This is a genomic window from Aminobacterium mobile DSM 12262 (genome assembly GCF_000526395.1).
In the GTDB taxonomy this organism is placed as follows: Bacteria; Synergistota; Synergistia; order Synergistales; family Aminobacteriaceae; genus Aminobacterium; species Aminobacterium mobile.
Genome location: NZ_JAFZ01000001.1, coordinates 276497 through 299404 on the forward strand (window position 1 = coordinate 276497; position 22908 = coordinate 299404).

The window sequence follows — 22908 nt, forward strand, 5'->3', positions numbered from 1 at the left end:
GTAACTCGTTGTCTTTTTAATCATAGGAATTCTTAAGGAGGAACAAAGGTGCATTTTAACAGGTTAGGCACTCGTATAGCAGTGCTTGTTTTGTGCTCTCTCATTGTGGCCGTAAGCGTAGTGGCCTTCAGTTCCATGAGAATTAGTGGTCAGGGGTTGACTCGTATGTCTATTAATTATGAACTCTCTGTAGCCGGAGAAAATGCGGAGAATATTAATGGGATTTTTACAAGATACTCTCAGGTAGTTAAAGACATTCGAAATGATGTGGCAGCCCGCTTCGATAGGTTGCGACAAGACGAAATTACGTCAAATTGGTCTGATTTCAAGACAAAAATTCTTCCCATACTTGATTATCTAGGGCAGGATTTCTCGTCAGTTCGGCAAGTTTTTATTACCTTGAACCCAGAAATTTTTGGGAAAGGCGCTCTTTATGACCTGACGCTTTCCCGGCAAGATGGTCGCTCGTCTTTTCAAATGATCCAAGATGACTTCAATTCTGCAGAACAGTTACTTGATCGTAATAATGTTGAGTCAGCTTGGTTTTGGAAGGTCTTAGATCGGCGAGATACCGTTTGGAGTGACCCGCAAAAGACAAACGGAATGTACCTCATGACTCTTTCGGAGCCTGTCTTTAAAGATGGGAAAATTGTAGCGGTTGTAGGTATGGATTTCGATGCAAACTTTATACCGGAGAAGCTCAGAGCTCAAAAAATTTACGATAGCGGATATGTCTGGCTCCTCAACGAAGCAGGACACTTTCTTTACCATCCGGTAGACGAGTTTATTGGCGAAAGGCTTGATCAAATAGAAGAGGGTCATTACTCCCAATATTGGGAACAAATACAGAGAGAGCCGGCGGGGCGGTTTATTTCCGATTTACGGGGAGACGTTATTTCTGTCTCCTATAAGACCCTTCCAAATGGCATGATTTTAGGCACTCAAGCATGGAAATCAGAGGCTTTTTCCTCTGTAGAAGAGATAAAAAGAACAGTGACTATTACTACAGTTCTTATCTTGGCTGCTGCGCTGCTGGTAACATTTTTGTCTGTACGAAAGATGACGGAGCCCCTGAAAAACGTAGCTATGAAAGCTCGCTACATATCAGAGAACAACGATTTGACTGTCCGTCTCCAATCAAGGTCACAAGTGGCAGAGATTAAAGCACTTGTAGAGTCTATTAATGGGATGATAGATAGTATTTCACAAGTGGCGGGATCTATTCTCCATAGCTCTCAAGCTGTCCTCGAGAAAGCTGAAGATATGAGCGCAGCTTCAGAGGAGTCGGCCGCGGCTATTGAGCAAGTTACAGAGTTGTCCCGCCAGGCTGGCCTTAAAACCCAGGATTCCGCGGCAGCGCTGCAACAGGCAAATGCCGGTATTCAGGAGGTAGCGGCAGCTGCGCAATCTGGGGCTAAAGCTGCTGCTGAAGCTGGCGAAAACGCCGCAGATATTACAGAGGCAGCCCATCGTGGTGGAGAAGCGGTAGGAAAGATGAGCAACCTTATTGGTGAAACTTCCGATGCTGGTGGGAAGGTAGGAAAAGCCATTCGCCTTCTGGCAGACTCTGTGGAGAAAATTTCAGGTTTCGTCAACGCTATTACATCTATTGCTGATCAGACAAATCTCTTGGCATTAAATGCTGCTATAGAGGCAGCGAGAGCAGGAGATGCAGGGCGAGGCTTTGCTGTTGTTGCAGAAGAAGTGCGGAAATTAGCGGAAGAGTCGGCAAAGGCCGCTGATGAGGTCAATAGTGTTATTGAGGAAATTAGCGGCAGAAGCCAGGCAGCTTTGGTAGATCAGAATAATGCGGAAGAACGTATGGTACAACTTGTAGCAGTGGCTAAAGATACCCGTTCAATAATAGAAAAAGTTGTGGAAAGTGTTGCGGTTGTTTCTGACCACGTTCAGAGCATTGCTGCTACCATGGAAGAGCAATCAGCGAGTGCTCAAGAGATGACGGCAGGTATGGATAGTGTTGCTCGTTCTGGACAGGAGATGGCTGATCAGATGAATCAGATATCCCAATCTATGGATGACCAGGCGAAGGTTACTGAATCGATAGCCCGTTCTTCAGAAGAATTGGTACAGCTTAGCCAAGCCATGGAGAAGGTCGTAGCTACCTTTAAACTTCAGGAAGGTGAAGAGCAGAAAAGGGCTTTGATACAAGCCTGACTTTAAGAGAATTTTTCTCTGCTTAAACTATAAAAGGGCCTCTCAAGGGAAACCCTCGAGAGGCCCTTTTTGTGGATCAGATAAGACTGATTATTGTTTTTTATCCGTATACACGAAATAATTTATAAAGACAGCCTTTTTACTATGGTATTATAAGGTTAATTTATCTATGGAGGTGGTTTTTGTGAGTGAACCTTTAAAAACGACGCTAGAAAAAGAAAGGACAATGGACAAGAAAGGGACATTAAGTGTGTTACTCGGAGCTGCCTTCCTGATGGCCACTTCTGCCATAGGACCTGGCTTTTTAACTCAGTCAGCTGTTTTTACAGAAAAGCTGGGCGCCTCTTTTGCTTTTGCCATTCTGCTTTCCCTTATCCTTTGCTTTATTGTTCAAATTAATATTTGGCGAATATTAGCTGTATCCGGTATGCGAGCTCAGGATGTAGCAAACAAGGTCCTTCCGGGCTTAGGATACTTTTTGGCTTTTGCTGTGGCTTTAGGCGGCCTTGTTTTCAACATTGGCAATATGGGCGGGGCTGCGCTGGGGCTTAATGTATTGGCTCAAGTTCCTTTACCTGTAGGAGCTGTCATAAGTGCAATTATAGCCATTATTATCTTCTTGAGAAAAGAGCTTGGCAAGGCTATGGACTCTTTCACTAAGATACTTGGTTTTATGATGATAGCTTTAGTTCTATATATGGTTTTTAACACGCATCCCCCTGTAGGCTCAGCGCTTAAAGAGGTGGTACTCCCTTCTAAAATTGATTGGATGATTGTTCTCACTCTAATAGGTGGAACAGTAGGTGGATATATTACCTTTGCTGGAGCCCATCGTATTATCGATGCTGGTATTGTAGGGAGAGATAATCTTGATTCCATTACTCGGGGAGCCTCTCAAGCCATAGGTATTACGGGGATTATGCGAATCCTTCTTTTTCTTGCGGTGCTAGGTGTTGTAACCATGGGGCATACTCTTGACCCGGCAAACCCTCCTGCATCAGCGTTTCGGCTTGGTGCTGGAGAACTTGGCTACAAGATTTTCGGAATCGTTATTTGGGCTGCAGGAATAACATCGGTTATTGGGGCATCCTATACATCTATTTCTTTTCTCCGTACTCTTTTCAAAACGGTAGAAACCCGACTTCGTTGGTGGATGATTGGGTTTATCATTATTTCTACAACAATTTTTATAACCGTTGGTCAACCGGTGAAGCTCCTTATTTTTGCGGGATCCATCAATGGTCTTATATTGCCCCTTTCCCTCGTATCTGTACTTTTGGCAGCTTATAAAAAAGATGTTGTAGGAGATTATCATCACCCTGTATGGTTAGCTGTTGCGGGGTACATAGTGGCAGCCTTCACTTTATGGATGGGCGTTACGTCTTTTACTAAAATATTCACTATTTTCTCTTAAAAACATATCTGTTACCAGGTGTTTGGGAGGTGAACCTCGTTTTGACAGAACAAGAATGGCCCAAGCTTCTTTGCGCAGGAGACAGTTGTATCGTTGTTGAGTTTGGTAATTCTATTTCTCTTGATGTAAATGCCAGAGTTCAGGCTTTAAGGCATGTCTTAGAAGCTAAGAATATTTCAGGTATTCAGGAGCTTGTTCCAACCTATCGGTCTCTTGCTGTGTATTTTGATCCTGTTAAGGCGGAACCATCTCGATTCCGTTCTCTTTTAGAACGTTTGGCTTCTACAACTGGTGTCGGGCTCAGTTCTGAAAAGGGAAAAGTTATTGTTATTCCTGTCTGTTACGGTGGCGAATTTGGCCCAGACCTTCAAAACGTTGTGAAACATACTGGCCTGGTGGAGGAAGAGGTCATTAAACGCCACAGCGCTCCTGACTACTATTGCTATATGCTGGGGTTTACGCCGGGGTTTTCATATCTTGGAGGCATGGATGAGACAATAGCCACTCCTCGCCTCTCTGAACCGCGGGAACGCATCCCTGCTGGTAGTGTAGGTATTGCAGGTAAGCAGACGGGGATATACCCTATCGACAGCCCAGGCGGATGGCAGCTTATAGGACGAACTCCGCTCACTATGTTCGATGCGAGCCGTGAGTCGCCTACATTAGTAGATGCAGGCTTCTGGATTCGTTTCCACCCGATTTCTCCTGAGGAGTACCGCAGCATAGAAGAAAAGATTTTTCATGGAAACTATACCTTAGAATTTCACGAAAAAGGGGAGATGCCGGCATGAAGCTGAAGGTTATGCAGCCTGGCATGCTTACCACAGTTCAAGACGAGGGCCGGTGGGGGTTCCAGGGCAAGGGGATGCCTGTTGCCGGAGCCATGGATCTTTTTGCTCTCAGAAGTGGCAATATTATGGTGGGTAATGATAAAAGAGCAGCTGGGCTTGAAGTGACAGTTCTTGGCCCAACTTTATCTGTAGTAGAGGGGCGTGGAACCGCAGTAGTTACCGGGGCAGATCTCGGTTTTTCCGTAAATGGGGAGTGTTTTCCATGTAATGTTGTGGTAGAAGTGAAAGAAGGGGACCACCTCTCTTTTTCCGGTGTTAAGGGAAATGGGTGCAGGGCTTATCTCGTTTTCTCAGGAGGAATTGATGTCCCTGTAATTATGGGGAGCCGCTCTACCTATCTTCGAGCCCATCTTGGCGGTCTGGAAGGCCGGGCCTTGAAAAAAGGCGACACCTTTTCTACCGGAGAACCTCATGTTCTTTGGGAGCGCTTTATTGGTTTTTCCTGTCCGGCCTCGTCTTTGCCTGGCCGACAGCTGGATCAACCTCTTAGAGTGGTTATGGGGCCTCAGGATGACGCCTTTACTGATCGTGGGATTGAGACCTTTCTCTCTCAGACCTACACTATTTCTGACTCTGCTGATCGTATGGGCTATCGACTAGAGGGACCTGTTATTGAACACAGCGGGGCAGCGGATATTATTTCTGATGCAATTCCTCTTGGGACCATTCAAATACCTGGCCATGGACAGCCTATAGCTATGCTTGCTGATCGCCAAACTACAGGGGGGTATACTAAAATTGCTGTTCTTTGCACTCCTGATATCGGTGCATTAGCTCAGCGATTGCCTGGCCAAAAAGTTCGGTTTCAGAAAATATCTTTTGAGGATGCGGTTGCCGCAACTCGCAAAGAATGCTCTCTTTTAGATAGAATCCATCAGCTTGTCGCCACTTGGATTACGCCTATCGCTTCTTCAACTCAAACAACGTCAACGATTCTTGAAGATACTCCTCGCTCTGGAATGTGGCGTCTCTCTATCGATGGAACTGGTTATACTGTTCATTGGGAACGTCTCGATTAAAGGGGGCTCAATGGAATGTTCAAAGTAGATTTAAATAGTGACCTTGGGGAAAGTTTCGGAACATATGTATTAGGGCATGATGGCGATGTAATGGCAAGTATTACTTCAGCGAATGTGGCTTGTGGCTTTCATGCAGGAGACCCTGAAGTCATGGTTAAAACTGTTCAAAGTGCAATGGAAAAAGGAGTGGCTATAGGGGCTCATCCAGGCTATCCTGATCTTTTAGGGTTTGGCCGGAGAAATATGAGCTGCTCCCCTGATGAGGTCTATAGTTACTGCCTTTATCAGATCGGAGCGCTCTCAGCTGTCTGCCGAGCTCACGGGGTGTCTTTGCAGCATGTGAAACCTCATGGCGCTATGTATAATCAAGCGGCAAAAGATCAAAGGTTGGCCGAAGCTATTGTTTCAGCAGTAAAAGATGGTGGAGATCATCTCATTCTCTTAGGGCTGGCCGGCTCCTGTTTTGAGAAAGCAGCGCTAGAGGCTGGGGTTTTATTTGCAGCGGAAGCCTTTGCTGACCGGGCCTACCAAGAAGATGGTTCTCTTGTACCAAGAAAACAGCCTGGAGCTGTAATTCATGATGTACATTTGGCGGCAGATCGAGTTATTAAGATGGTCAGAGAAGGCACGATTGAGGCCATAAATGGCGCAGAAATACATTTGAGGCCCCATTCCATCTGTCTCCATGGCGACACACCTGGCGCAGTATCAATGGCACAGGCTATTCGTGAAGCCCTTTCACAAGCGGGGATAACAGTTTCCTGCCTTAAGGAGGTGTTGGAATAATGAAAGGTGCTGATTTTGCCCTCATGTCCCCCGGAGAGGCTCGAAGGCTTATTCGGTCGGGGGAATATGCTTCTCCGACTCCAGGTATGGCTAGAGGCTACGTGCAGGCAAACTTAGTAGTTTTGCCCAAGGATTGGGCATATGATTTCCTCGTTTTTGCTCAACGTAACCCTAAACCTTGTCCGCTCCTCGATGTAACGGAACCGGGAGATCCTGAGCCCAAGCTTATAGCTCCTGGCGCAGATTTGCGAACGGATTTGCCTAAATATAAAGTATGGGAACATGGCAGGTGCATTGATGAGCCTACTGATGTAATGAAATACTGGCGGGATGATCTTGTCGGGTTCCTGCTTGGCTGCTCTTTTACCTTTGAAAGCGCTCTTCTTGATGCTGATGTCCCAATTCGTCATATTGAAATGGGACGAAATGTTCCCATGTATGTAACGAATATCCAATGCATTCCTTCTGGGGCTCTTTCTGGTCCTATGGTTGTGAGTATGCGACCTATCCCTTATTCTTTGGTGCCTAAAGCCGTTCTTACGACAGGACGATTTCCAGCGGTGCACGGTTCTCCTGTCCACATCGGGGACCCTAAAGTCATTGGAGTCAGCGATATTGGGAAACCTGATTTTGGAGATTCCGTACCTATTCATGAGGAAGAAGTTCCCGTATTCTGGGCATGTGGCGTAACTCCCCAAGCTGCATTAATGGCGAGCAAACCGCCCTTTGCCATTACTCACGCACCAGGACATATGTTTATTGCATCTGTAAAAGATTCCAATTACGCTATCTTCTAAAAATCATGGGGAAGAATTCTTCGAAGGACCTTTGCTTTTTTCTGGATCAGATGAACGAGTTCTTCCCCACTCTTTCCTAAATGCCTCGTGGAAGAGCTTCTTGTCCCATAAAGAACAGAATATCCCGTATGGTTCTTTTTGAGGGCGTACCCGTAATATCCCATAGAGAGAAGGGCCAGTTGGCTATCATAGTCTTCAAGAGGAACTTCTATATGTTCATGTGTACAGATTTCTGGAAGGGCTCGAAGGTCTTTGTGGAGGATGAAGCGAAGATATCCTCCATATTTTTCTTTGAGATCCACTACAAGAAATCCAGATCGCAGCATATTTCTTAAACTGTAATTATTGAGAGGAGAAATTGTAGTATGAAGATGGTAGCGATAAGGGTAGAGGAGGTTTTCCGCTTTTAAGAACGTGAAGTGTTGAATGTAATTCCCTCGAAAAGCTTTTGCAGTTATGCAGAAGTCCATGACGGCAATACGATTCCGTTCCTTATCGGGAAGGCGGAGATCTGCTAGGGCTTCTTCCACATATTTAGAACCAAAAGAAACTGCTCGCATGGCGATAAGAACTTCTTCTGCAAAAATTCCAATAACAAAACCTTGTCCTAATATACTTTCTTCAATAGTGTGTTCAGCACAAAAAATGTTCTCGTCACCAATTTCTTTTGCGATCTTTTTATGGAGGCTCAAAGCGAGGGAAATATCTTCTTTTCTCAAGAGCCTCATTTTACATAAAACATTACATCGAAAACCATGACTTTTCTTTACCAAGAAAAAGGTCTCTTTAAAAGTTCGTCTCATGCAGTCACCTCTTCCTATTTTGGGTAATATAAAAAACAAAGGGCAGAAAAGATATACTTCATTGAAATATGAAGTTATTATACACAAAAAATAAAAGTTTGCATGAGATATGGGGATCCCTATGGCTGAACGTAAAAAAACAAAGAATAAGCGATTTGACCAATATTGACATATAACCCTTAAACAGTATAATTTTATTGGTCACTAAAGGTCAGTGCGATTGGAGGGGTGAGAAATGAGAAAAGCAGTTGGTATTGATCTTGGAACTACAAACTCCGTTATAGCTATCATAGAGGGTGGTATGCCTTCTATTATTGCCAATGCTGAAGGTGGTCGAACGACACCATCTGTTGTGGCTTTTACCAAAGACGGAGAGCGTTTAGTTGGTACTATGGCAAAGCGCCAGGCAACCTTAAATCCTGATGGAACTCTTTACTCTGTAAAACGTTTTATTGGGCGTACGTACGACGAAGTAACGTCGGAAATGAAGATTGTCCCCTATAAAGTGAAAGAAGGGCCCAATCGAGCTGTGCGTTTTGAGGTATGGGGAAAAGAATATGCGCCAGAAGAGATTAGCGCCCAGGTATTAAGGAAACTCGTAAATGATGCGAGCTCTTATTTGGGAGAGAGCATTACTGATGTGGTTATTACAATTCCTGCATATTTTAATGATGCCCAACGCCAGGCTACAAGAGATGCAGCCCTTATTGCTGGGTTAAACGTGCTGCGTATTATTAATGAACCTACAGCCGCTGCTCTTGCTTATGGTTTAGATAAAAACAAGGAGCAGAAGATTCTTGTCTTCGATCTTGGCGGTGGAACCTTCGATGTGTCAATTCTGGATATAGGAGAAGGGGTGGTGGAGGTATTGGCCACTTCAGGTGACACTCATTTAGGTGGGGACGATTTCGATAAAGTATTAGTAGATTATATTGCCGATGAGTTTAAAAAAGAAAATGGTATTGATTTACGGAAGGACAGGCAAGCTTTGCAGCGATTATATGAGGCGGCAGAAAAAGCTAAGTGTGAACTGTCTGGTCGTACCTCAACAGAGGTGAATCTTCCTTTTATTACTGCTGATGATACGGGCCCTAAACATCTTACTATGACTATTACCAGAGCCAAATTCGATCAGTTGACGGAGCATCTTGTAAAACGCTGTCTCAAGCCCATGGAAGATGCATTGTCATCGGCTAAATTACAACAGGCTGATATAGATGAAGTAGTGATGGTAGGGGGAGCTACTCGAATACCTGCAGTACAGGACCTTGTGCGGAATTTTACTGGAGGTAGAAATCCCAATATGTCAGTGAACCCTGATGAAGTTGTGGCCATGGGAGCTGCTATCCAGGCGGGTATTTTAAAGGGAGAAATGAAAGATGTTCTTTTGTTGGACATAATTCCTCTCTCTCTTGGCGTGGAGACTATGGGGGGAGTTATGACGAAGCTTATAGAGAAAAATACTACGATCCCATATAAGAAAACAGAAATTTTTACCACCGCTGAAGATAATCAACCTGCTGTGGATATTGTTGTTTTGCAAGGCGAGCGAGAGATGGCAGCAGATAATAGAATTCTGGGGAACTTTAAGCTTGAAGGTATCCGTAAAGCTCCTCGTGGTATTCCTCAAATTGAAGTAACTTTCGACGTAGACGCAAATGGAATATTAAAAGTCTCAGCTCGAGATAAGGATACTAGTAAAGAACAGCAGATCACTATTGCTGGGTCCACGAACCTCGATAAAAAAGAGGTAGAGCGAATGGTTCAAGAAGCTCAGGAACATTCAGCGGAAGATCGAAAGAAGCGGGAAAAGGCCGATGCTCGTAACGAACTAGAATCTCTTTCTTATCAGTTGGAGAAGACTTTGAAAGAGAAGGAAAGTATGCTTGAAGAGACACAGAAAGTCAGGGTTCGTAACGCTCTTGAGGAAGCAAAGGCCCTTGCTAAAAATAGCGATGCCACTCTTGAAAATTTGCGAGTATCCATATCAGAACTTCAACAGACGTTTCAAACTGTTATGGCTGCTAAGACTCCTGGTACGAGCGGAGGAGAAGAAAAAGGTTCATCGAAAGAAGATGTGGTAGACGCCGAGTTTATTGATCCAGATGAAAAAAACGAAAGCTGACATATTGAGGATATTGAAAGTAGAAAGGGCCGGAACTCTTAGTTTCGGCCCTTTTCATCTCTTACGACTATTAACGGTATAATACATAGGTGTTATAGAGTTAGAGGGCTATAAAAGCACAAAAGAGGTGAGAGTTTTGGCGTTAAGCTTTGTTCCTTTATCCCTGAATTGTCGTGATGACTATATCGATCTCTTTTCCAAATCGTGTCAGAGAGCATCAGATTACAGTTTTATCAACATTTGGGCCTGGGCTGATGAAAGGGATTTTGAGTGGGCCTTTGATGAGGATCTTTGTTGGCTCCGGACAATGTCTCCCTCTCCCGCTCTTTGGGCACCTATTGGGCTTTGGAAAAATAAAGATTGGCGGAAAGTGTTAGAGAGCTATTTCCCGGCGGGGGCAGTTTTTTACAGGGTTCCAGAAATGTTGGCTCTTCAATGGCAAAAGGAGTTAGGAGATAGTGTAAAAATAGAAGAGGAACGAAGCGAGTGGGAATATATCTATCGTGTTTCGGAACTCATCTCTCTTTCTGGGAACCGCTTCCATAAGAAGAAAAATCTCTTGCAGCAATTTTTGCGAAGTTACGCATATACCTATGAACCTATTACTTCAAAAAATATCCCCTATATCTTAGAAATGCAGGAAAAATGGTGTAAGTGGAGAAATTGTGATGACTCCCCGGGCTTAAAGGCTGAAAGCGAAGCTGTTCATCGCATTCTGGAGCAGTGGCAGGTTATGCCCAACATTATGGGAGGAGTTCTTAAAGTAGATGGGCAAATGGTAGCTTATACTGTGGCTGAAAGTAGTGGAGAAGACACAGTAATTATTCATTTTGAAAAAGGACTAACAGATTATAAGGGGGTTTACCAAGCTATCAATCAAATGTTTTTGGAAAGGTCTGCTCATTCTTTTACGTGGGTGAATAGAGAGCAAGATATGGGAATTGAGGGGATCCGAAAGGCTAAGATATCGTATAATCCAGTATATTTTCTTAAAAAATTTATTGTTACATGGGATAGATAGTTTTTTACACAATATACCTTAGGAGGGACTATATATGCTCGATAAGGCAATAGATGGGCTTAAAGATGAACTCATAGCCGCAGTACAGGAATCGGTGCGTATTCCCAGTGTTGCAGGGGTTCCTGAAGAGGGTGCCCCCTTTGGGAGAAATGTGAAACTGGCACTTGATCATGCATTGAATGTAGCGTCTCAGCTCGGTTTTCGTGTTAAAAACGTGGATAATATGGCCGGGTACGGGGAATGGGGCGATGGGAAGGAGATCGTCGCCATATTGGGGCATCTTGATGTAGTTCCTGAGGGGACAGGATGGAAGTATCCTCCTTTTGGAGGAGAGATTCAAAATGGCATTATTTGGGGACGAGGGGTTCTTGACGATAAGGGGCCTACTATTGGTGCTCTTTTCGCATTAAAGGCTATTAAAGATCTCAATATCTCACTGAAACGACGGATTCGTATAATTTTTGGAACGAATGAAGAGTCGGGAAGCCAGTGTATGGCTCGTTATATACAAACAGAGGAACTGCCGGCAGCCGGATTTACTCCTGACGCAGAGTATCCTATTATTTACGCGGAAAAAGGGGTTCTAACCTTAACGTGTCATTTTCCCTTCTCTGGTGACGGTCCTGTAAAAATTGTTTCCTTTAAGGGAGGGGTTGCTCCTAATGTAGTAGCGGCTACGGCTCAGGTCGTTATTCGCGCTTCTGCAGAAGAGAGGAGACGAATTGCTTCAATAGTGGATGCATGGAATGGGCCGGAGCGGAGTGGCTTTAAAATAGTAGAGGATGGAGTAAAGGGAACAATTACTATTGAGGTGCAAGGAGTTCCCGCCCATGGAAGCACGCCTCACCTTGGTGTCAATGCCATTCTCTGTCTTGTGGATATTCTTTCATCCATGGACCTCATGAAGAGTCAAAAACAGTTTATTCACGCCCTTTCATCCCTTATAGGAATGGAAACTGATGGAACATCGCTGGGAATAGCCATGAATGATGATATATCTGGAGCTCTTACCCTGTGCTTAGGCACAATAGACGGGAATGAGTCTGATGTCCATTTTACTTTAAATATCCGTTACCCAGTGACAAAAAAAGATTCTCTCGTTCTTGACCCATTGAGAGAAGCTTTGGAAAAAGCGGGAATAGCCGTTACAGATGTTCGACATGCAGCTCCCTTGTATATGGACCCAGAGTCTCCCCTGATTCGCACTCTCCAGAAGGTTTACAAAGAACAGACAGGTTTTAATCCTGATCTTTTAGCTATTGGTGGAGGGACGTATGCCAAATCTGTGCCTAATGTGGTGGCCTTTGGCCCTATTTTCCCAGGGCAAAAGTATACTATCCATGAGGAGAATGAGTGTTGGTCCATAGAAGACCTCATGAAAAACGTAAAAATCATGGCCCATGCTATGGTGGAACTAGCACGGTGATGTAAAGAAAGTTTGAACGGGGAACCGAGTTATGACGACGGTAGGGAGAGGCGACTTGACTCTCTGGCACTATGCTAGGTCCTATATGAGCGGATCACTTTGTTGGCGGTGCTGAAGGAGGTAGCCCTGATGAAGCGAGAGAGGATTGTCATTATTGGGGGCGATGCAGCTGGAATGTCAGCTGCAGGACAAGTGAGGAAACGCCGTCCTCACGCAGAAATTCTTGTCTACGAACGATCCCCTCATACATCTTATTCAGCTTGCGGTATACCTTACTACGTGGCGGGTCTTGTTGATAATGAGCAAAAACTTATTGTTCGTACTCCTAAAGAGTTTATGCAGAAGCAGAATATTCAGGCTCGGATTTCACATGAGGTTCTCTCTGTGGATTTTCATAACCGCGCCATCTCGGTTCTTAACCATCAAACGGGAGAGATATTTACAGATACATACGATCAGCTTCTTTTTGCCACTGGAACTCAGCCCATCCTCCCGCCCATCCCTGATTTAGAGGGAAAGGGCGTTTTTGCCCTCAGCGTTCTTGAAGACGGTCTCAATCTTCAGCGTTACATAGAAGAGAAAGGACCTCGAAATGTGGTGGTAGTGGGTGGCGGGTATATAGGCCTTGAAATGGCGGAAGCTTTTTGTATCAGACAAATGAATGTCTGCCTTGTAGACCGCTCGTACCAGGTTATGAATACTTTCGATATGGATATGGCGGATCTCATAGCTGAAGCTATTCGTTATGTAGGAACCACTCTCTATCTTGGCGAAACCATGAAAGGAGTGGAGCGAGAAAAGGGAAATATCAAAGCTGTAATTACCGATCAGCGAACTATCCCTGCTGATTTAGTGGTCCTTGGCCTGGGAGTTCGACCGAATTCAAAATTGGCGAAGGAAGCAGGGTTACCTCTTGGGTACAAAGATTCTATTCGAGTAGACGAGTTTCTGCAGACGGAAGAGGAGGGTGTATGGGCAGCTGGTGACTGCTCACAAACGTGGCATAGAGTAGCGAACCGCCCTTTTTGGGTTCCCCTCGGATCTGTAGCTAATAAAACTGGTCGAGTGGCTGGCATGAATATGGGGGGAGAACGTGAACGTTTCCCTGGGGTAGTGGAGACAGCCGTGAGCAAGCATTGCGATCTAGAAGTGGCTCGAACAGGCCTTTCAGAAAAAGAACTGGAAGACCTGGGGATGCGCTATGAAACAGTAACAATTAGAAGTCATGTTCGAGCTGGATATTATCCAGAGCCAGGAACTATTAATGTGAAGATGATCGCGGAAGTTCCCGGAGGGCGGATTCTAGGAGCGCAAATTGTTGGTACCCATGGTTCAGCAAAGCGAATCGATGTAGTAGCTGCGGCTCTTTCTGCCGGTATGACTGCCCGTGAACTTGTAAACCTTGATCTGGGATATGCTCCCCCTTTTTCTCTTCCCTGGGATCCTATTCAGATAGCAGCTCGTCAGTTCCTTTAGTAAAGAAGTGCACCCCGAAAGGTGGACATAGAATCCAGCATTTGGAGGTGCACTTCAAAAAACTATTTAGATGGGTTGACTCTATTCAGTTGCTGTTCGAACGTCCAACGAGTCAATTCTTGGCGGAGAGAAAGAATTTTTTCATGAAGAGCTGTTGCTTTGTTCCGATCGACTTGAGGCTCAGATAGTTCGAGCTGGAGTTGAAGATGGGACCTTCTCATTTCATTCCACTTGTTTTGTATTTCTTGGGGGATATTGGCAGCGTTCGGGCGATTTCCGTTAGGAGATATCCATCGAGTGCCTTCTCTCATGTTGCCTTCCATAAAGTGATGCCCGTACATAGTCCCCCTACAGGAGTACCCATCAAATCCGTGTCGGTCCCCCCAGCCTCCATGAGCCCAAGCAATTCCTGTTGCCATAACAGCTATCAACCCGGCAAGAACAACTATTTTCTTCATCTCTAAATGCCTCCTCCTTGCTTTTTAATAGGAGTATAAAACCCCCAGGGAGTTTAGAGATCGTAGAAAACTACATGGTTTTGTTACGCATATTTACTTATTTTAAGACAGCGTCATTTTTTACGGCCACGCCAGAGTTCCCCCCTCTGGAATGAAGAGCTTCCACAACCTCCATGCCAATAAGCCCTCCACCTTATCACCACAGTTTTTTACAGATCCGCCATCAATAGATGCTCGCATTGCCAAGGTATCGGACATTGTCCATAACGTAAACACTCTCTCCAAATTCGCCCCCTGCCTCTGCCGCCTCCATTGGGGGGGGCTATATGTAACATGGGTATATTGATGTTGGAGAGAGCCTATGTCTCCTCTATTTGGTGAAAGCTGGCAACATCTATCTTTTTTTTCTCTATAATATGACGAATGCTCTCTTCTTTATCGCAGGGATAGCTACATGCTAATCCACAGCTTGCCGAAAGTTGCCGCGGAACGGGAATTATTTTTACATCCAGTCCTTCTTTCCTACAGATCTTCTCGAACATAAGTGCCATACTTGTGACATGGAAAGTAGCCAAGCATTTCATGATTTTTCTCAGACACCTCCCCAAAATAGAATGATACATAGAGAGTATATCTTCTTTAGAGAAAAATTTATTGTACAATTTCTCGCGTTATTATGGATTAAAAATGATATTATTGTTGTCTAATGATACATTTGATCAGAATTCCTTGACGATAGGTAAAAATCATGGTATGAAAGGGTAAATTTTCAGAAAGAGGCGGAGTCTTTTATGAATTTGTCTTTATTTATCAGTTTTGTTTTTTCCTTTTTCTTTTTTGCTTTTTGGTATCGACGCGGGGGGGCTTTCTGAGCCGACCGGCGCAGGTCTTCTTTTGGCGCTTAGGCCAGGACCCCCAGAAAAGGGGTCCTGGCCTTTTTTTATTTTTATAGCCCGAGAAAGGAGGAGAGGGATAGGGCTTTGAAATCAATATTTTTTTAGCATTTATTTAGAGGAGGTACAATTATGGATGCGGTGAGTGCTCTTTTAGTCATAGCACTGGTATATGCGGTGGGAGACGTTGTCGCCCAAAAAACAAAAGCTATATGTTCCATGCTCTTTGTATCAGGCATTGTCTTCATGGTTGGGTTTTGGTTGGGGATTCCCACCACTCTTTTTGAGGATGCAGTCATTGTAAAGTTCTCTTTAGCTCTCATTCCCATGCTCATGGTTCATATGGGAACGTTAATGAAATTGAGAGATTTAAAAGATGAGTGGAAAACTGTTCTTATCGCATTGGCTGCCATTGTAGCAGCAGCTATTGCCTTGTTCTTTTTAGCAGCTCCTATTATTGGTAAACAATATGCTCTTACGGCAGCGGGGCCCATCTCCGGAGGAGTTGTAGCTACTCTTATTATGAGTGAGGCGGCAAAAGCCAAGGGATTGGAGTCTGTGCTGGTTTTTGTGACCCTTTTGTTGGTTCTTCAGAATTTTGTTGGTCTTCCTATAGCTTCTATTTGTCTTTCCAGAGAAGGACGACGTTTGCGAGATATTTTCCGAAAAGGAGAGCAAGGACAGGCAAATCTGCATGCTCAAGTGAAAAGTGATCCAGAACAGCCCACATGGAGATTGTTCCCCGCAACGCCAAAAGATCTTCGTACGCCTTTTATCCTTCTTATGAAAGCCATGTTAGTAGGGTGGCTCGCAGTTTGGTTTGCAAAGGTTCTTGGTGGAGTAATCAATCAGTTTGTTATGGCTCTTATTTTCGGCATTATTTTTTATGAGATAGGGTTTCTTGAACATAAGATTCTTGATAAGGCAAATTCCACGGGGTTGGCTCTTTTTGCTCTTTTGGTTCCTATCTTTATGAGCCTCAACAAAGCAACCCCTCAAATGGTGGCTTCTCTTATAATACCTATTGTAGTAGCCTTTGCTATATCGGTTGTAGGAATAGTAGCAGTGGCCTTTCTTTCTGCCAAGATCTTTGGTTATTCTTGGGAGATGAGCCTTGCTATAGGTGTTTGTTGCCTTTTTGGTTTCCCGGGTACTTTTATCGTCTCTCAAGAAGTAGCGAATGCGGTAGGGGAGACATCAGAGGAAAGAGATTTTATTTTGACGGGGATCCTTCCTAAAATGCTAGTCTCTGGGTTTACAACTGTTACGATCGCTTCTGTATTTTTAGCTGGATTTTTAGTCAAATTCATATAAGAAGGTGCTTGTTTTATGATTTATGCTCAAATTGCTGTGTGTGCCGAGGAAATAGAACAAAAAGTAATAGAACTGCGACGGGATTTCCATGCTTATCCGGAACTTCCCTGGAAAGAAGTAGAAACATCTAAAAAAATAGAAGAAAATCTTCGATCTCTTGGATATGAAAATATTCGTCGAGGTTTTGGCGGAACAGAGAGCGGGGTAGTGGCGGATATAACGGGAAAAGCGGATGGGCCTACCCTCGCTCTTCGTGCAGATATTGATGCCCTTCCCCTCCAGGAGGATGTGGATGTACCATGGAGATCTACTTGTGATGGAGTAATGCATGCCTGTGGTCATGATGCTCATGCTGCCATTCTTTTGGGTGTCGCCCATATATTGGCCTCCTTGAAAGAGCAAATCTCTGGTCGAGTCCGGCTCATATTTCAGCCTGCAGAAGAATCAGGAGTCCGATCTGGTGCCAAGCAGCTTATTGAAGAAGGGGCCCTTGATGGCGTAGATGCTATTGGAGGTCTTCATGTCTGGAGTCCCTTACAGATGGGGAAGGTTGGTTTTCGAAAAGGGGCTATGATGGCTTCTGCGGATATTTGGGATATTTATGTGAAGGGGCGAGGTGGTCATGGTTCCAGACCTCACGAAGCAGTAGATCCCACCATTGCTGCCGCTACGATGATATCCACTGTCCAGACGATCGTGAGCAGGGAGATTGACCCTCTTGAGACAGTGGTAGTAAGTGTCGGGAAGCTGGAGTCGGGAACAGCTCCTAATATTATTCCCGAAACGGCTCATATCCAGGGGAATATACGCACAACCAGTCCTGTTATTCGAGATAGTATGGAAGGGCGGCTTCGGCGAATTGCGGGCGGCATAGCTTCAGCCCTTCGTTGTGAGGCGAAGGTCGCCTTTACTCCCGTATACCCTGTGACGGTGAATAATGATGCTATGGCAGACATGCTTCTTGACGTCGTGAAAAAGGTAAAGGGAGAAGAGAGTTATGAAGAAGTTGCCACTGTTATGGGATCTGAAGATTTTAGCTTTTATCAGCAGAAGGTGCCTGGGGTCTTTTGCTTTCTAGGTATGGGAGATCCAGCAAAAGGGAGTGACGCACAACATCACTCACCCCAGTTTCAAGTTAACGAGGATGTGTTGAAGGATGGTGTGATTCTCCTTTCTTCTTTTGCCTTTCACTTCTTCCAGGCATCATCGTGCTAAGTAAAGCAAAAAATTCTTGATTATGGTACATTTAACCATAGCGGCATAATCAAGAACAGAATAGAGGTGGAGAAAGATTATGAAGTCTCTACGGGAACCTTATAGAGGCTGCCAGGTTGCAGATCTCGATACTCCTTCTCTCTTGGTGGATCTTAATGTGATGGAGAGAAATATCCGATGGATGCAGGAAAAAGCTAACATATCGGGAGTGAAGCTTCGGCCTCATGTGAAAACCCATAGAACTCCCGATCTGGCTAAAAAACAGGTAATGGCTGGGGCGCAAGGAATTACTGTGGCAAAGCTCGGAGAAGCGGAGGTTATGGCCTCTGCTGGCATTAATGACATTTTTGTAGCCAACGAAATTGTTGGTGATATTAAAATGGAACGGCTTCTTGCCTTAAGCCGAAGAGTTCGGATTGCTGTGGGTGTGGATAGCGCGGAACACATAAAAATGTTGGCTGAAGCCTTTGATGGAGAAGCCCGTCCTTTGGATGTCATGATCGATATAGATACAGGAGATCATCGAACAGGCGTAGCTCCTGGAGAAGAAGTTTTGGAACTGGCACGTCTTATTCTTTATCGGGATTCCGTGAGGCTGAGGGGTCTTTTTACCCACGATGGTCATAGCTATGAAGCGAATGATTTGGCAGAAATCAGAGCCATCTCTTTAAAAAGCCAACAAGATGTGATCGAAACAGCGACGTTATTAAGAAGAGAAGGCATTGCTGTAGAGGAATTAAGTGTCGGCTCTACTCCGTCCCTCTTGGTTTCAGATATTGTACCTGGTGTTACAGAAATTCGTCCAGGTACCTATATCTTTATGGATGGAGACCAAGCGCAGGTTATTGGTTCATATCAACACTGTGCCCTTTCGGTCTTGGCGACAGTTATAAGTTGCCCGTCACCTGACAGAGTGGTTCTTGACAGTGGTACGAAAGCCCTCACTTACTTTGTACAGCGTCATGGCATAACACGAAGTAGGGGGTTTGGTGTTCTTAAAGAGCGGTCATCTGTTTATCTTTATAGTTTATCTGATGAGCACGGCCTTTTCGCCCCGCCTCAAGATATGTCTTTTCATATTGGAGATAAGGTTGAGATTATTCCTAACCACGCTTGCCCTACATGTAATTTATATTCGGTTATGTATGGGGTCAGAAATGGAGAGGTGCAAGAAGAGTTCAAAATTTTAGCAAGGGGAATGTCACGATAAAAAAGCCCGTCTTCAAACGAAGTACACCCCAAATGCTGGATTCCTGTCCGGCTTTTGGGGTGCACTTCATTCATCAAAAAGAAGAGCTTTCCTGGTTTTAGATGTTTTTGTCTATCTGGCGCAGTATTTCTTCTCGCAATTTATTGAGAGGAATGCCGGTCTCCCTGGAGATGCGCTTCAGGTCATCGTATTCAGGATTGACACGAAGGCGCTCCTTTCCCCACCAAGCTTCTTTAATGCGGACAAGGCCAAAAGTTGTCTCAATTGGAGTAATGTGATGATGTAGCTTTATTCGATCCACTTTATATCGACGAAGTCCTAAGGTTGTTGTTCCTTTGAGGATTATTTCGGCAGCCTTTTCTTCCATATTCTCCGACACGAGGCAGCAAAGCCGAATAGCGGGGCGGCCTTTCTTCATGATAATAGGATCAAGCCATACATCCATAGCCCCAGCAGAGAAAAGACGCTCCATTACTGGCTCGTAATATTGGGGATTCATGTCATCGATATTTGTTTCTAACACGATCCCCTCATCTCGTAAAAAAGGTTCTTCCTTAGTAGCGGTGGAAGATTTCCCTTCGTTCTCTCTTTCAAGAAGAATGGCTCGCAGGAAGTTAGGAAGATCACTTTCCCGTTCTCCAAGGCCTCGTCCACTGCGAAGAATAATTCCCTCAGGTATGTTCCCAAATTCGTGGGCAAACATTTTTACGAGCAGAGCTCCCGTGGGTGTAACTCGCTCCATAGGACCTCCCGCAGAATAAATGGGAATGCCCGCCAAAAGCTGTTCCGTTGCTGGAGCTGGCACAGGAAGGATTCCATGTGCACATTCCACTGTGCCACTCCCAACGTTAAGAGGAGAACATACAATTTTATCTGGAGAGAGCATCTCTATAAGTACACAGGCCCCCACTATATCCATAATGGAGTCGACAGCCCCTACCTCGTGAAAGTGTACCTTTTCTGGCGGGAGGCCGTGAACCTTCCCTTCCGCTGTGGCCAAAAGGAGAAAAGCCTTTTTACTCTTGTCTTTTACTTCTTGGGAAAGACTGCTTTTATCGATAATCTCCCATATGTCCATGAGACCTCGATGGGGGTGATCTTCGCTACTTTCTATCTTCACGCTGATGCCGGAAAACCCTTTCCGAACTACATCAGAAACGAGAATGTTATACCCTTCGCCCTGATGGTGGACATTTTCATGCCCATGGTCGTGATAATGTCCATGAGGAATGTGCAGTGTGCTCATCTTCCTCAAAAACTCGTCTCTATCTAGGCCGAGGTCGAGAAGAGCTCCGAGAAACATGTCTCCTGAAATGCCGGAGAAGCAGTCTAAGTAAAGAATTTTCATTGGCTGTCCATCCTTCCTATTCTGTTCATTCTACAATCCATTTTCGCCCCCACTCGTATCCTTCCAGATCGAGTAAGATTTGTTTAAAACCTGCATCTCTTATTATCCCTATAACCTCTTCCCTTTTGGACAAAATCTGCTCAAGTTGAGGCAGTGGAACCTGTAGGCAGGCTATATCTTTAAAAACTCGTATTCGAACTTGGCGAAATCCTGCCTTTCGTAGATTCCATTCCCCCTTAGCTACCTGGGCACATTCCCAAGCTTGCAGTTCATGCCCTTCCGGAAATCTTGTGGCCAGACAAGCTGTTGGTTCCTCGTTCCACCATGATATTCTTAAATCCCTAGCGAGTTCGCGTACTTTTTGTTTCGTTATGTTTGATTGCGCTAAAGGCGAGAATATCTGGGGTATGCCCTGTAAGACTTTTGTTCCCAAACGGGAAGGATCTTTCAGGTCATCGGCGTTGGAACCTTCAAGGATAAGGTCTGCTTTAAGAGAGCGGGCTACGTCTAAAAGTTCTGTGGCACGGGCTTTTTTACAGTACCCGCATCGCTCCGCGCTGTTTTTCATAACCTCTTCTATATAAAGTTCTGGGCCTGGGAGAGGCTTTAGCGTGACCCCGAGACTGTGACAATATTGAATGCCTCGTTCCATTTCTTCCGCAAAATGGAGGAAGGACCTGAACATAACGGCGTGTATTTTTTGTGGGGGGATGAGAGACGCCATAATGCCCACAAGAACTGAGCTATCAATTCCCCCTGAAAATGAGATGACACAACAACGACTCTTCTCCAGTTTCTCCAAAATGTCCTTTTTTAGGTATTTGCTTATAACATCACGACTCAAATCTCTCACCTGCTCTCTCGATTACATTTCATGATTGTACCATCCAGAAATGAAAAAAATCTAAAAGGGGAGAATAGATAAAAACTCTTCCTCGTCGCCTAGGGATGTTAAGGGGGGATCTATGGCCGAAATATCGAATTAATGAGGGAGAGGCTTCGTCAGCTCTTTATAAAAGCAGACAAAGCCCCTCAGAAAAACTTTTCCAAGGAGCTTTGTCTGCAATCTGAGGCGACGATTCCATCGTCTTTCTCTCGCTTTAAGAATACCCTGTGTTATGAATTTTAGATTCTAGCAACTCCTGTTTTTCTCGCAGCTCGGGCAACTGCTTCCGCTACAGCGGAGGCGACGCGAGGGTCCAGAGCTTCAGGAATAATGCGTTCTGGAGAAAGTTCATCATCAGAAATAAGGGCTGCTATGGCATGACTGGCAGCCAGTTTCATTTCCTCGTTAATCTCCTTTGCTCGAACGTCAAGAGTGCCACGGAAAATACCGGGGAATCCGAGGCAGTTGTTGATTTGGTTGGGGAAATCACTGCGTCCTGTGGCTATAATAGCGGCTCCTCCGGCTTTGGCCTCGTCGGGATAGATTTCGGGAGTGGGGTTGGCCATAGCGAAGATAATAGAATCTTGAGCCATGGTTTTTACCATCTCAGTGGTAATAACGCCAGGAGCGGAGATACCAAGGAAAATATCGGCATTTTTAAGGACATCAGCCAGATTCCCTTTCTCTTTTGAAGGGTTTGTGTGCTGAGCGATTTCTTCTTTGGCCCAGTTCATATTATTGGGTCGTCCTTCGTAAATAGCACCGCCGCGATCGCAGAGAATAACATTTTGCGCTCCAGCAGAGAGAAGGAACCGGCAGATAGCGATTCCCGCTGCTCCAGCACCACTCATTACGATCTTTACGTCCTCTATCTTTTTCTTCACTATCTTCAAGGCATTGATGATACCTGCAAGAACAATAACAGCGGTACCATGCTGATCATCATGGAAAACAGGGATGTCACATATTTCTTTAAGACGCCGTTCAATTTCAAAACAGCGTGGAGCTGAAATATCCTCGAGGTTTATGCCGCCAAAAGAAGAAGTGATAAGAGCTGTTGTTTGTACTATCTCATCAGGATCTTGAGATTTAATGCAGATGGGGAAAGCGTCAACTCCGGCAAATCGCTTGAAGAGCACGGCTTTGCCCTCCATAACGGGAAGAGCTGCTTCTGGCCCAATATTTCCCAGCCCTAAAACTGCAGACCCATCGGTAACAACGGCAACCATATTTCCTTTGGAGGTTACTTCATAAACAGCGTCGGGATTCCGTTTAATTTCGTTGCAAGGTTCCGCAACGCCAGGAGTGTAGGCAATGGATAGATCGGCCATACTTTCCACGGGAAGTTTGCTCGTGATTGCTACTTTTCCTCTCGTCCGACGATGTGCTTCCAGTGCTTGTGCATAGATTTCTTCTTTTCTCATTGTGTCCTCCTTGTAGGTGTTCTTTGTGAGAGAAAGTTACAAAACTCGACGAATAGTGTCGATGATCTCCCCATCTCAATATTCTACTTGTCCAACCACCTTTTCGTCTCGGGTTAATGGGACAGGATTTCCCGTAATTTTTCTTGATATTTGCTGTAATTCGTGAGCATCCCTCTACAGGAAGGTTTGCTTTTTCTAAACGTTCCTGTAGATTTCCCCGAAGAGGATTAACAGCCATTACCCGATCTGTTACAAGAACATCCACTG

Annotated in this window: 21 protein-coding genes; 13 read left to right on the top strand and 8 right to left on the bottom strand. The window is 44.8% G+C overall.

Going from position 1 to position 22908, the window contains the following annotated elements:
* The first annotated feature begins 48 nt into the window (after positions 1-48).
* The 6 genes from K360_RS0101310 to K360_RS0101335 all read left to right on the top strand — a co-directional run bounded on the left by K360_RS0101310 (position 49) and on the right by K360_RS0101335 (position 7042).
* Positions 49-2175 carry a methyl-accepting chemotaxis protein gene (locus K360_RS0101310; protein ID WP_024821386.1) on the top strand — a complete coding sequence of 709 codons (2127 nt, stop codon included), beginning with the start codon at positions 49-51 and terminating at the stop codon, positions 2173-2175.
* A 226-nt stretch (positions 2176-2401) separates the two neighbouring features.
* Complete coding sequence (locus K360_RS0101315; RefSeq protein WP_034326409.1) at positions 2402-3589, top strand: NRAMP family divalent metal transporter; 1188 nt, start codon at positions 2402-2404, stop codon at positions 3587-3589.
* A gap of 41 nt (positions 3590-3630) precedes the next feature.
* Positions 3631-4380 (top strand): 5-oxoprolinase subunit PxpB, encoded by a 750-nt coding sequence (pxpB, locus tag K360_RS0101320; protein ID WP_024821388.1) that lies wholly within the window; start codon positions 3631-3633, stop codon positions 4378-4380.
* Positions 4377-5459 (top strand): 5-oxoprolinase subunit C family protein, encoded by a 1083-nt coding sequence (locus K360_RS0101325; protein ID WP_024821389.1) that lies wholly within the window; start codon positions 4377-4379, stop codon positions 5457-5459. Before pxpB ends, K360_RS0101325 begins: the two co-directional genes overlap by 4 nt.
* Before the next feature lie 15 nt (positions 5460-5474).
* On the top strand, positions 5475-6245 hold the full coding sequence (locus K360_RS0101330; protein ID WP_024821390.1) for a LamB/YcsF family protein: 771 nt from the start codon (positions 5475-5477) through the stop codon (positions 6243-6245).
* On the top strand, positions 6245-7042 hold the full coding sequence (locus K360_RS0101335) for a putative hydro-lyase (protein ID WP_024821391.1): 798 nt from the start codon (positions 6245-6247) through the stop codon (positions 7040-7042). Before K360_RS0101330 ends, K360_RS0101335 begins: the two co-directional genes overlap by 1 nt.
* On the opposite strand, the gene K360_RS0101340 is transcribed toward K360_RS0101335, so the two are convergent.
* On the bottom strand, positions 7039-7845 hold the full coding sequence (locus K360_RS0101340; protein WP_024821392.1) for a hypothetical protein: 807 nt from the start codon (positions 7843-7845) through the stop codon (positions 7039-7041). The genes K360_RS0101335 and K360_RS0101340 overlap by 4 nt on opposite strands.
* A 235-nt stretch (positions 7846-8080) precedes the next feature.
* Between K360_RS0101340 and dnaK the strand changes: the two genes are divergently transcribed.
* From dnaK to K360_RS0101360, 4 genes are all read left to right on the top strand, one after another.
* Positions 8081-9970 (top strand): molecular chaperone DnaK, encoded by a 1890-nt coding sequence (gene dnaK, locus K360_RS0101345; protein ID WP_024821393.1) that lies wholly within the window; start codon positions 8081-8083, stop codon positions 9968-9970.
* A 136-nt stretch (positions 9971-10106) separates the two neighbouring features.
* Positions 10107-10991 carry a DUF2156 domain-containing protein gene (locus K360_RS0101350; RefSeq protein ID WP_024821394.1) on the top strand — a complete coding sequence of 295 codons (885 nt, stop codon included), beginning with the start codon at positions 10107-10109 and terminating at the stop codon, positions 10989-10991.
* Between the two features lie 34 nt (positions 10992-11025).
* Positions 11026-12417: a dipeptidase PepV gene (gene pepV, locus K360_RS0101355; RefSeq protein ID WP_024821395.1), complete on the top strand. Its 1392-nt coding sequence runs from the start codon at positions 11026-11028 to the stop codon at positions 12415-12417.
* Positions 12418-12546: 129 nt separating this feature from the next.
* On the top strand, positions 12547-13893 hold the full coding sequence (locus K360_RS0101360; RefSeq protein WP_024821396.1) for an FAD-dependent oxidoreductase: 1347 nt from the start codon (positions 12547-12549) through the stop codon (positions 13891-13893).
* A gap of 62 nt (positions 13894-13955) precedes the next feature.
* Here K360_RS0101360 and K360_RS10920 read toward each other — a convergent pair whose 3' ends face one another.
* The 3 genes from K360_RS10920 to K360_RS0101375 form a co-directional block, all read right to left on the bottom strand.
* On the bottom strand, positions 13956-14351 hold the full coding sequence (locus K360_RS10920) for a hypothetical protein (RefSeq protein WP_024821397.1): 396 nt from the start codon (positions 14349-14351) through the stop codon (positions 13956-13958).
* A gap of 120 nt (positions 14352-14471) precedes the next feature.
* Entirely contained in the window at positions 14472-14636 is a 165-nt protein-coding gene (locus K360_RS11280; RefSeq protein WP_156923309.1) for a hypothetical protein, read from the bottom strand.
* A 74-nt stretch (positions 14637-14710) separates the two neighbouring features.
* Positions 14711-14935, bottom strand: a complete 225-nt coding sequence (locus K360_RS0101375) for a putative Se/S carrier protein (protein ID WP_024821398.1) — start codon at positions 14933-14935, stop codon at positions 14711-14713.
* A 441-nt stretch (positions 14936-15376) separates the two neighbouring features.
* Between K360_RS0101375 and K360_RS0101385 the strand changes: the two genes are divergently transcribed.
* The 3 genes from K360_RS0101385 (at position 15377) to K360_RS0101395 (ending at position 18983) form a co-directional block, all read left to right on the top strand.
* Positions 15377-16558, top strand: coding sequence for a membrane protein (locus K360_RS0101385; protein WP_024821399.1), 1182 nt, complete (start codon positions 15377-15379; stop codon positions 16556-16558).
* 15 nt (positions 16559-16573) lie between these two features.
* Positions 16574-17773: a M20 metallopeptidase family protein gene (locus K360_RS0101390; RefSeq protein ID WP_024821400.1), complete on the top strand. Its 1200-nt coding sequence runs from the start codon at positions 16574-16576 to the stop codon at positions 17771-17773.
* Between the two features lie 79 nt (positions 17774-17852).
* The gene (locus tag K360_RS0101395) at positions 17853-18983 is read left to right on the top strand and encodes an alanine racemase (RefSeq protein WP_024821401.1); all 1131 of its coding nucleotides are present in this window, start codon (positions 17853-17855) and stop codon (positions 18981-18983) included.
* 97 nt (positions 18984-19080) lie between these two features.
* Here the strand turns inward: K360_RS0101395 and larC are convergent, their stop codons facing one another.
* The 4 genes from larC to K360_RS11510 all read right to left on the bottom strand — a co-directional run bounded on the left by larC (position 19081) and on the right by K360_RS11510 (position 22906).
* Complete coding sequence (larC, locus tag K360_RS0101400) at positions 19081-20331, bottom strand: nickel pincer cofactor biosynthesis protein LarC (RefSeq protein ID WP_024821402.1); 1251 nt, start codon at positions 20329-20331, stop codon at positions 19081-19083.
* Between the two features lie 25 nt (positions 20332-20356).
* Positions 20357-21175 carry an ATP-dependent sacrificial sulfur transferase LarE gene (larE, locus tag K360_RS0101405; RefSeq protein WP_024821403.1) on the bottom strand — a complete coding sequence of 273 codons (819 nt, stop codon included), beginning with the start codon at positions 21173-21175 and terminating at the stop codon, positions 20357-20359.
* A 281-nt stretch (positions 21176-21456) separates the two neighbouring features.
* Positions 21457-22575, bottom strand: coding sequence for an NAD(P)-dependent malic enzyme (locus K360_RS0101415; RefSeq protein ID WP_420804784.1), 1119 nt, complete (start codon positions 22573-22575; stop codon positions 21457-21459).
* Complete coding sequence (locus K360_RS11510; RefSeq protein ID WP_156923313.1) at positions 22490-22906, bottom strand: citrate lyase subunit alpha; 417 nt, start codon at positions 22904-22906, stop codon at positions 22490-22492. Before K360_RS11510 ends, K360_RS0101415 begins: the two co-directional genes overlap by 86 nt.
* Positions 22907-22908: the final 2 nt, after the last annotated feature.

What these genes read in the sequence shown, in the direction of transcription:
- K360_RS0101315 (WP_034326409.1), top strand. Translation starts at nt 2,402, where the DNA reads ATGGACAAGAAAGGGACATTAAGTGTGTTACTCGGAGCTGCCTTCCTG.
- K360_RS0101325 (WP_024821389.1), top strand. Translation starts at nt 4,377, where the DNA reads ATGAAGCTGAAGGTTATGCAGCCTGGCATGCTTACCACAGTTCAAGAC.
- K360_RS0101330 (WP_024821390.1), top strand. Translation starts at nt 5,475, where the DNA reads ATGTTCAAAGTAGATTTAAATAGTGACCTTGGGGAAAGTTTCGGAACA.
- K360_RS0101335 (WP_024821391.1), top strand. Translation starts at nt 6,245, where the DNA reads ATGAAAGGTGCTGATTTTGCCCTCATGTCCCCCGGAGAGGCTCGAAGG.
- K360_RS0101340 (WP_024821392.1), bottom strand. Translation starts at nt 7,845, where the DNA reads ATGAGACGAACTTTTAAAGAGACCTTTTTCTTGGTAAAGAAAAGTCAT.
- dnaK (WP_024821393.1), top strand. Translation starts at nt 8,081, where the DNA reads ATGAGAAAAGCAGTTGGTATTGATCTTGGAACTACAAACTCCGTTATA.
- pepV (WP_024821395.1), top strand. Translation starts at nt 11,026, where the DNA reads ATGCTCGATAAGGCAATAGATGGGCTTAAAGATGAACTCATAGCCGCA.
- K360_RS0101360 (WP_024821396.1), top strand. Translation starts at nt 12,547, where the DNA reads ATGAAGCGAGAGAGGATTGTCATTATTGGGGGCGATGCAGCTGGAATG.
- K360_RS10920 (WP_024821397.1), bottom strand. Translation starts at nt 14,351, where the DNA reads ATGAAGAAAATAGTTGTTCTTGCCGGGTTGATAGCTGTTATGGCAACA.
- K360_RS0101375 (WP_024821398.1), bottom strand. Translation starts at nt 14,935, where the DNA reads ATGAAATGCTTGGCTACTTTCCATGTCACAAGTATGGCACTTATGTTC.
- K360_RS0101385 (WP_024821399.1), top strand. Translation starts at nt 15,377, where the DNA reads ATGGATGCGGTGAGTGCTCTTTTAGTCATAGCACTGGTATATGCGGTG.
- K360_RS0101390 (WP_024821400.1), top strand. Translation starts at nt 16,574, where the DNA reads ATGATTTATGCTCAAATTGCTGTGTGTGCCGAGGAAATAGAACAAAAA.
- K360_RS0101395 (WP_024821401.1), top strand. Translation starts at nt 17,853, where the DNA reads ATGAAGTCTCTACGGGAACCTTATAGAGGCTGCCAGGTTGCAGATCTC.
- larC (WP_024821402.1), bottom strand. Translation starts at nt 20,331, where the DNA reads ATGAAAATTCTTTACTTAGACTGCTTCTCCGGCATTTCAGGAGACATG.